The organism is Aeromonas sp. QDB31 (assembly GCF_027707605.1).
GTDB lineage: Bacteria > Pseudomonadota > Gammaproteobacteria > Enterobacterales > Aeromonadaceae > Aeromonas > Aeromonas media.
The window spans coordinates 158,772-167,923 of sequence record NZ_JAPCIX010000010.1 but is presented as its reverse complement, the minus strand read 5'-3'; the positions used below and the strand labels follow the sequence as shown (position 1 = coordinate 167,923).

The window sequence follows — 9,152 nt, the reverse complement described above, 5'->3', positions numbered from 1 at the left end:
ACTCATGATGAACCCTGTTCCATGGCTCCAGATGACAAACATGATCTCATATCAGGGACTTGTTCGCACCTTCCTTAAAAATCAGTCACATGCTACAGACACAGTTCAGCATTTAGTTTCGGCATCATCTGTTTAATGGAATATTTCAATGATGTATATCAAATGACTTTATTCATTCCTTTGGGCAAGCGCTTAGCCCGACAGGGCACTACACCACAGCAATAATTTGACCGTATTTAATCCAAAATAAAAACGCCCCAGGCGGGGCGTTGTTTTCATGGTGGCCATTACATGGCGTTGGTGGATTCGAAGATCTTGTCGGCCGACGCTTCGACGAAGCCCGGGTAGAGCACGCCGTCGGCCTGCGGGTAGCGCAGGGCAAACTCGTAAAAGCAGCTTGGGATGGTGCGCACGCCGTCGCTGAAGGGCACCTCGGCCTTGTCCGCCATGGTGGAGGATTGCTCCAGCATCACCTGGGGATCCCCCTTCACCTCGCCGCCGACGGTGTTGAGCACGAAGCCCGCCGCTTTCAGGGCTGCATTGACCTGCTGGATGGTGTCGAAATCCTTCAAGCGGTTGATGTTGACGGTGAAGTGGTTGGCACGGTAACCCCAGGCGGCCATCCAGGCGGCGTACTCGCTCTCTGCCAGCAGCGTCTGGTAGTCGGCGTGGGAAACCTGCCAGGGGGCACCGGTGTAGAGGAAGGCTGGAGTGTCGGTCAGGTGATCGGGCACCTGATCCACCAGCTTGTGGATGATGGCCTGGGCGCCTTCCGAGAGTTCTTCCACCTTCAGCTCGCTGATGAACACCTTGGGCGCATCCGGATCGGCATGTTCGAAGTGCTTGGCATAGAGCTTCTTGGCCTTGAACACATACTCGCCTTTCTCCTCGTAGCCCAGGGCACGGAAGTGGGCCGCCAGTTTCTCGAGGCCGAGCTTGGGCAAGTTGTAGGTACGAAACGCCACGTGATCGTTGATGATGGGGGCTCCGCCCCCCAGCAGTTGGTGAACCTTGTGGGCACTGGGGGTGACTTGAATGTAGTTGTCCCACAGATGGCCAAACAGGGTCTCGATATCCTTTTGCATCTCTCTTTCCTTTGATTGCGGGTACAGACAAGGGCACCTGTTCAGTGCCCCTCTTTTATTTTCTTGTTATCAGAAGATCAGACCGGGGGTATGACGCAGTCGTCGGCGGCGTTGGGCCTCTCCTGCCACATCAACCCCCTCCTTCTCGATTAGAAGGTCAAACCCGGGGACAGCTGATCCGGCATCGCGGCCTTGCTGTCTTCCACCGAGGCGACCGGATAGGCACAGTAGTCAGCGGCGTAGTAGGCGCTCGCTCTGTGGTTCCCGGAGGCACCGATGCCACCGAATGGCGCGGCACTGGAGGCGCCGGTGATGGGCTTGTTCCAGTTGACGATGCCGGCACGGATCCGCTTGAAAAAGTGGTTCCAGTCCGCCTCGTTGTCACCGAGCAGGCCAGCCGAGAGGCCGAAGCTGGTGGCGTTGCCCTGGTCGATGGCGGTATCGAAGTCGTCGTAGCGAATGAGCTGCAGCAGCGGGCCGAAGTACTCTTCGTCCGGCAGCGCTTTGACCGCGGTCACGTCGATGATGCCCGGAGAGACGAAACCGGTGCCCGCCTCCAGATACTTGAGAGCGAGCAGGCTCTCTCCCCCCAGTTGCTGCAGCTTGGCCTGCGCCTCGACCATGCCAAGCGCCGCACGCTCGCTGATCATGGCGCCCATAAAGGGCTGAGCCTCGTCATCGTAATGACCGACCTTGATCTGGCCGACCACCTCCACCAGCCGCTTGACCAGCGCATCGCCCTGGGCGCCGCGCTCGACAAACAGACGGCGCGAGCAGGTGCAGCGCTGGCCGGAAGTAATGAAGGCAGACTGGACTATGGCATGGACGGCACCGTCGATGTCGCTCACATCCTTGACGATGAGAGGGTTGTTGCCCCCCATCTCCAGGGCCAGGATCTTGCCCGGCTGACCGGCAAACTGCTGGTGCAGGAAGTGGCCAGTGCGTGACGAACCAGTGAAGAAGAGGCCATCGATGTCCGGATTGCCCGCCAGCGCCTTGCCGGTCTCGACCTCGCCCTGCACCAGGTTGAGCACCCCCTTGGGCAGCCCCGCCTCCTGCCATACCTTGAGCATGGCCTCGGCCACCATGGGGGTCAGCTCGGAGGGCTTGAACACCACGGCGTTACCCGCGATAAGCGCAGGCACTATGTGACCGTTGGGCAGGTGACCCGGGAAGTTGTAGGGGCCGAACACGGCGACCACGCCGTGGGGCTTGTGGCGCACGAACGCCTTGGCACCGGGCATGGGGTTCTCCACCGTGCCGGTGCGCTCGTCATGAGCGCGGATGGAGATGGCGATCTTGCCCTGCATGGCCGCCACTTCGGTGCGGGTCTCCCACAGCGGCTTGCCGGTTTCCCGGGCGATGGTCAGGGCCAGCGCCTCCTTGTGCTCACCGAGCAGATCGGCATAACGGCGTACTACGGCCAGACGATCCTCGAGGGCCAGATCAGACCAATGGTAGAAGGCCGCGCGGGCCGCCTTGACGGCGGCATCCACCTGAGCAGCGCTGGCCGCCTCCCCGCGCCAAATTACTTCGTTCTTGGCCGGATCTTTTGATTCGAACGGCTTGCCTTCGCCGGCCAGCCACTGGCCATCGATAAACTGGACTAAAGACATCATCAATTCACTCCCTGTGGTGCACAGGCCGCCTCGGCAGCCTGCTTCAATGTGGTGATATGGATCCGTTATTCCAGATCGACGACCCGAACCATGTCGCCACTCTCCACCTTGAGGGCGGCCGCCATCTTGGGCGGTATGATGGCTTCGTGCTTGTCCAGATCGACCCGGATGTTGCCGTAGCAGGCGCGGTATTGTTCAAACCTGGCGTTGCAGACGAGATAGGTATGACCGCCGATGGGTTCACCCACCAGCACCGCCAGCTTCTGGCTGCGGCGCACGCTGCGGATGTGCTTCACATCGCACTCGACGGTGGGGCCGGCATCGAAGATGTCGACATAACCACGGTTCACGAAGCCCTCGTCCTGCAGCATCTTGATGGCCGGACGGGTCTTCTCGTGGGTCTGACCGATGACAGCGCGTGCCTCGTTGCTCAGCAGATTGACGTAGATGGGGTACTTGGGCATCAGCTCGGCGATGAAGCGCTTCTTGCCGATGCCGGTGAGGTAGTCGACGGTGGGAAAGTCCATCGAGAAGAAATGCTTTTGCAGCCACTCGTAGAAGGGGCTGTGACCGTTCTCATCAGAGACGCCGCGCATTTCGGCGAAGACGGTCTTGTCAAACAGCTCGGGGTGCTCGGCCATGAACAGGAAACGGTGCTTGGAGAGCAGACGGCCATTGAGCCCCTCACGGGCACATTCGCGCAGAAACAGGGTGCACAACTCGGAGTTGCCGGTGTAGTCGTTGGAGAGGGTGAGCGTCTCGACCACGTTGTAGATGCCGAGCTTGGGGGAAGAGTGCACCACCTTGCCGATATGATAGTTGTAGAACGGCTGGGACAGGCCCACGGCCGCATCGATGGCGCAGGTACCGACCATTTCGCCGGTCTCCAGATCCTCGGCGACGAAGAAATAGAGGCAGTCACCCTTGCCCGCAGGCTTGTCCGAAAAGGTCTGGGTGGAAGCGTCTATCTTGCGCTGCAGCAGTTCATCGTTGACGGGCAACGAAGTCATGCCGGTGCCGGATTCGATGGCACAGGTCTTGAGACCGGCAAAATCTTTTTGCTCGATGGGACGGATAACCAACATAAATGACAACTCCCTTTCATTGACGACAGGTGGGGTCCCGGCTCCTGCCGGGAGGGCTCCCCACCTCAATTTGGATCAGGCGTTAACCACCTGGGCAACCGCTTTCTCGAACCGTACCAGCCCTTCCTTGATATCCGCTTCCGGAATAACCAGAGACGGCGCAAAACGCACCACGTTGGTGCCGGCTACCAGCGCCATCAGCCCCTGGTCGATGGAGGCCAGCAGGAAGTCGCGCGAGCGCCCCTTGTAGTCGTCGTTCAGCACGGCGCCCAGCAGCAGACCCTTGCCGCGCACTTCGCTGAAGCAGTGATACTTGGCGTTGATGGCTTCGAGACCCTCGCGGAACAGCTGTTCGCGCTGCTTGATGCCGCTGAGCACTTCCGGGGTGTTGACCACGTCGATCACCGCCTCGGCCACCGCGCAGGCCAGCGGGTTGCCGCCGTAGGTGGAGCCGTGAGTGCCCACTTTCAGGTGGGAGGCGATGTCGGTAGTGGTCAGCATGGCGCCGATGGGGAAGCCGCCGCCCAGCGCCTTGGCGCTGGTGAGGATATCCGGCGTGACGCCCAGACCCATGTAGGCAAACAGATCGCCGGTACGACCGACGCCGGATTGCACTTCGTCATAGATCAGCAGGGCGTTGTGCTTGTCGCACAGCTCGCGCACCCCTTTGGCAAACTCGTCGGTGGGACGAATGATGCCACCTTCACCCTGCAGCGGCTCCATCACCACGGCGCAGGTATTGTCGGAGATGACGGCAGCCAGCTCCGCCAGATCGTTGTAGGCCACGTGGGTGATGTCTGCGGGCTTCGGACCGAAACCATCGGAGTAGGCAGCCTGGCCACCGACGCTGACGGTAAAGAAGGTACGACCGTGGAAACCCTGGTGGAAGGCGATGATCTGGGTCTTGTGGGCACCGAACTTCTCGATGGCGTAGCGACGGGCCAGCTTGAGGGCGGCTTCGTTGGCTTCGGCACCTGAGTTGCAGAAATAGACCTTGTCGGCGAAGGTCGCGGCGACCAGCTTCTTGGCCAGGCGCAGGGCCGGCTCGTTGGTCATCACGTTGGAGAGGTGCCACAGCTTCTCGCCCTGGGTTTTCAGGGCCTCGACCAGCTTGGGATGGCAATGGCCCAGGCCATTGACGGCGATCCCGCCGGCGAAATCCACATACTCACGGCCTTCCTGATCCCAGACACGTGACCCTTCACCACGCACCGGGATGATCTTGGCGGGCGCATAGTTGGGAACCATCACTTCATCAAACACTTCACGTGTCACTGCCAACAACTCTGACATATTGCTCTCCTTCGATCTGGCGACAGAATAATCCACCGCCCAAAAGTTAAATCCATGTAAACACATCGGCATTGTCACAGAAAAAAAGCTAAAAGTCTGCAACAAAGCGCGTTACAGGGAACAATGTTCGACTGCCCGTGAGATTTTAGGCAACCGCATTGCATAACGGCTCAGGGGGTGTTGGCAAGAGATAATTTGGACAGGGAGGGAGGTGAATAAAGTGTCAGGGAAAATATTTTTGGCCTCCTTTCAATTCTGGGAGGCCGGTCACAACTATTCAGGGATTAGCCAAAAAATTGGCCAGCAACTGATGACCCTGCTCGCTCAAAATGCTCTCCGGATGGAACTGAACGCCCTCTATATTCAACTGCTTATGGCGCAGGCCCATGATCTCGTCCGGGCTGCCATCGGCATGTTCGCTCCAGGCGGTGAGCTCGAGACAATCGGGCAAGGTATCGCGCTCCACGATGAGCGAATGGTAACGAGTGACCCGCAGCGGGTCGTTGAGCCCCTTGAATACCCCCTCGCCGCGATGGCGAATGAGCGAGGTCTTGCCGTGCATCACCTGACGGGCGCGCACCACCCTGGCACCGAAGGCCTGCGCCAGCGACTGGTGACCGAGGCAGACGCCGAGAATGGGGAGCTGGCCGGCAAAACGGGCGATGGCCGCCAGCGAGATACCCGCCTCATTGGGGGTGCAGGGACCGGGAGAAATCACCAGATAACGGGGAGAGAGCCGGGCAATGGCGTCCAGCGTCAGCTCGTCATTGCGCTTCACCACTACCTCCTGTCCCAGGGCGCCAAAATATTGCACCAGATTCCAGGTAAAGGAGTCGTAGTTGTCGATGAGTAGCAGCATGAGAGAACCCTGGGAATAGAACAGAGACGGTAAGCAGACTGCGCCTGCCGGCCGTCCACGGACAAACGCCGCGCATTCTGGCATGTCTGCCCCCGTTAATAAACCGCTGAGGGGTCATCACGCGGGCATGGATGGTGGCTTCTGGTTTTTACTCAGCAAAACATCCCTGCCATCTCGAAGACGTTGTCCCCATGAGGCTGACCAACCTATGCCCCTCAACGGGGAAACGGACGAGAACAGGCAGAAGACACCGGATAGCCCATGGGCTGGGCTCGGGAGCAGGAAGGGGGAAAGGCGGGCACGGCTTAAGTGCCGAAAGCGGGGTGTGGCATGGCAACCCAGCAGATGGGCAGAAGCCGGGAGAGCACCTCAGCGATCCAGATAACGTCCCTGCTCCAGCTCGCGCTCGCGCTGGCACTCGGCCAGATAGATGGCGGCAGCGATGGCCGGGGTCTTGTGGTGCTTGTCGATGGCATTGGAGACCATCAGCTGCAGGGTGTTGAGGTTCTTGGCCTTGCGAAACTTGCGCAGCCAGTTGCCCTTGTCACTCAGTTCTTCAATCGGGGTATGTGATTCGACAGACATGCTTTCTCTTGGGGCAAGAACCCGCGTTTGACATTGGAAGTTGAATTGACGAACCAGGGGTCGGGTAAAACAAAGAAAGCCAGGCAAATACCCAGCTCTCTACGACTACACCTTCCCAGTATGTCAGGCTCGAGGAACGAAGCCGACGACATCATATACGCTGGTCAGGGTTTTTTCAGCCCTTTCCCGCGCCTTTTGTGCGCCAGCCGCCAAAATTGCCTGCAGATGAGTCTCATCCTGACGCAGCTCGCGGAAGCGTGCCTGGATGGGCTCCAGCAGGGCGACCACGGCATCGGCCGTCTCGCTCTTGAGGTGGCCGTACATCTTGCCCTCGAAGTGCTGCTCGAGCTCGGGGATGGAGCGGCCTGTCACCCCGGACATCAGGGTCAGCAGGTTGGAGACCCCCGGCTTGTTCTCGGGATCGAAGCGCACCACGGCCGGCTCGTCGGAATCGGTCATCGCCCGCTTGATCTTCTTGACGATCTGCTTGGGATCTTCCAGCAGGCCGATGAAGTTCGCCTCGTTGTCGTCGGACTTGGACATCTTCTTGGTGGGATCCTGCAGGCTCATCACCCGGGCACCGTCGGTCGGGATGAAGGGCTCAGGCAGGGTGAATACCTCACCGTACAGGTTGTTGAACCGGGTGCAGATGTCGCGAGTCAGCTCCAGATGCTGCTTCTGGTCGTTGCCGACCGGCACCTGGTTGGCCTGATAGAGCAGGATGTCCGCCGCCATCAGCACCGGATAGCCAAACAGGCCGACGTTGACGTTGTTCTCGAAACGGGCGGACTTGTCCTTGAACTGGGTCATGCGCGACAGCTCGCCCATCTGGGTGTAGCAGTTCAGGATCCAGCCGAGCTCGGCGTGCTGCGGCACGTGGGACTGGATGAAGACGGTGCTCTTGGCCGGATCAATGCCGACCGCCAGATAGAGGGCGGCGGCATCCAGGCACGCCTTGCGCAGGGCGGCAGGCTCCTGGCGGGTGGTGATGGCATGCAGATCGACGATGCAGTAGAGGCAGTCGAAGTCATCCTGCATGTTGACCCACTGACGCAAAGCGCCCATGTAGTTGCCTATGGTCAGCTGGCCCGAGGGTTGGGCCCCGCTCAATACGATTGGTTTAGCCATGAATGTGTTGCTCCTTGTTATTCAGCCAACAGGGCATCGAGCTCTGCAAACTGCTCGCATACCCAGTCAGGGCGGGAATCCGCGATGGGACGGCCATAGTTGTAGCCGTAGGTGAGCCCCACCACCTTCATGCCGGCGGCCTGGGCGGCCAGCACATCATTTTCGGAGTCCCCCACCATCAGGGTGCGGGACGGGCTGACGCCAAGCTCGTGGCAGGCGTGCAGCAGTGGATCCGGGCTCGGTTTCTTGACGGGCACGCAGTTGCCCCCCAGCCAGAGAGCGAAACAGTCGCCGATGCCGAGGGCATCCAGAATGGGCTGCACGAAGTGACTCGGCTTGTTGGTCACCACGGCCTGCCGGTAGCCGAGCGCCTGCAGGCGGCGCAGGCTCTGCTCCACACCGTCATACATGGCCAACCCTTGCAGCAGGCAGGCCTGATAGTGCTGGTCAAACAGGGGGCGGGCCCTGGCAAACAGCTCGGGCGCCTCGCGGTAATCGAGGGCACGCTGGATCAACTTGTCGGCGCCATTGCCGACCCAGGTGCGTACCACGGCTTCGTCAACCTCGGCCAGCCCCAGATCGGTCAGGGTGCGGTTGACCGCCAACGCCAGTTGGGAAGCGCTGTCGATCAGGGTGCCATCCAGATCGAACAGCACCAGATCGAAGGGACGTTCAACGGACATGAGCCAGCTCCGCCCGCATTTGATCGATCACCGCCTTGTAATCCGGCTTGCCAAAGATGGCAGAGCCCGCCACGAACATGTCAGCCCCGGCGGCGGCGATCTCGCGGATGTTCTCCACCTTGACGCCACCGTCGATCTCGAGGCGAATGTCACGACCGCTCTCATCGATCAGGCGACGCACCTGACGCAGCTTGTCGAGGGTGCCGGGGATGAAGCTCTGACCACCGAAACCCGGGTTGACCGACATCAGCAGGATCACGTCCAGCTTGTCCATCACATACTCGAGGCAGGTGAGCGGCGTGGCCGGGTTCAGCACCAGACCGGCCTGGCAACCCTGCTCCTTGATGAGACCCAGAGTGCGGTCCACGTGATCGGAGGCTTCCGGGTGGAAGGTGATCAGGTTCGCACCCGCCTTGGCAAAATCGGGCACGATGCGATCCACCGGCTTGACCATCAGGTGCACATCGATGGGGGCTTCGATGCCGTAGTCACGCAGGGCCTGACAGACCATGGGGCCTATGGTCAGGTTGGGGACATAATGGTTGTCCATCACGTCGAAGTGCACCACGTCGGCCCCGGCGGCCAGCACCTTGGCCACATCCTCACCCAGACGGGCAAAGTCGGCGGAGAGGATAGAGGGGGCAATCAGAAAGTCTTTCATCAGCGTCATCCATTGGCAGCGTGGCAGAAAAAGCGGCGCAATTTTACCGCAAACGTGAAATGAAAACGACCCGCAAGTGCAGAAGACGCGGACCGCGAGTCTCACCACAAACACGGAATGAAAACGACCCTCACCTGCAGAAGATGCGGACCGC

The 9,152-nt window shown here is 60.1% G+C and carries 9 protein-coding genes; all 9 read right to left on the bottom strand.

The window, feature by feature from the left end; translation table 11 throughout:
- Positions 1 to 287 precede the first annotated feature (287 nt).
- The 9 genes from PG898_RS12660 to rpe all read right to left on the bottom strand — a co-directional run bounded on the left by PG898_RS12660 (position 288) and on the right by rpe (position 8,998).
- On the bottom strand, positions 288 to 1,085 hold the full coding sequence (locus PG898_RS12660) for a DUF1338 domain-containing protein (RefSeq protein WP_042649569.1): 798 nt from the start codon (positions 1,083 to 1,085) through the stop codon (positions 288 to 290).
- Positions 1,086 to 1,234: 149 nt separating this feature from the next.
- Positions 1,235 to 2,704, bottom strand: a complete 1,470-nt coding sequence (gene astD / locus PG898_RS12655) for a succinylglutamate-semialdehyde dehydrogenase (protein ID WP_270824220.1) — start codon at positions 2,702 to 2,704, stop codon at positions 1,235 to 1,237.
- Positions 2,705 to 2,769: 65 nt separating this feature from the next.
- On the bottom strand, positions 2,770 to 3,789 hold the full coding sequence (gene astA / locus PG898_RS12650) for an arginine N-succinyltransferase (RefSeq protein ID WP_270824221.1): 1,020 nt from the start codon (positions 3,787 to 3,789) through the stop codon (positions 2,770 to 2,772).
- A 75-nt stretch (positions 3,790 to 3,864) separates the two neighbouring features.
- Positions 3,865 to 5,082, bottom strand: a complete 1,218-nt coding sequence (locus PG898_RS12645) for an aspartate aminotransferase family protein (protein ID WP_029299369.1) — start codon at positions 5,080 to 5,082, stop codon at positions 3,865 to 3,867.
- 277 nt (positions 5,083 to 5,359) lie between these two features.
- Positions 5,360 to 5,941, bottom strand: coding sequence for an aminodeoxychorismate synthase component II (locus tag PG898_RS12640; protein WP_270824222.1), 582 nt, complete (start codon positions 5,939 to 5,941; stop codon positions 5,360 to 5,362).
- A gap of 369 nt (positions 5,942 to 6,310) precedes the next feature.
- Positions 6,311 to 6,526, bottom strand: a complete 216-nt coding sequence (locus PG898_RS12635; RefSeq protein ID WP_005329964.1) for a hypothetical protein — start codon at positions 6,524 to 6,526, stop codon at positions 6,311 to 6,313.
- 123 nt (positions 6,527 to 6,649) lie between these two features.
- Positions 6,650 to 7,654, bottom strand: a complete 1,005-nt coding sequence (gene trpS / locus PG898_RS12630; protein ID WP_041205201.1) for a tryptophan--tRNA ligase — start codon at positions 7,652 to 7,654, stop codon at positions 6,650 to 6,652.
- A gap of 17 nt (positions 7,655 to 7,671) precedes the next feature.
- Positions 7,672 to 8,337, bottom strand: a complete 666-nt coding sequence (locus PG898_RS12625; RefSeq protein WP_226171886.1) for a phosphoglycolate phosphatase — start codon at positions 8,335 to 8,337, stop codon at positions 7,672 to 7,674.
- Positions 8,327 to 8,998, bottom strand: a complete 672-nt coding sequence (gene rpe / locus PG898_RS12620) for a ribulose-phosphate 3-epimerase (protein ID WP_041205203.1) — start codon at positions 8,996 to 8,998, stop codon at positions 8,327 to 8,329. The genes PG898_RS12625 and rpe overlap by 11 nt, the downstream gene beginning before the upstream one ends.
- Between the last annotated feature and the right edge of the window lie 154 nt (positions 8,999 to 9,152).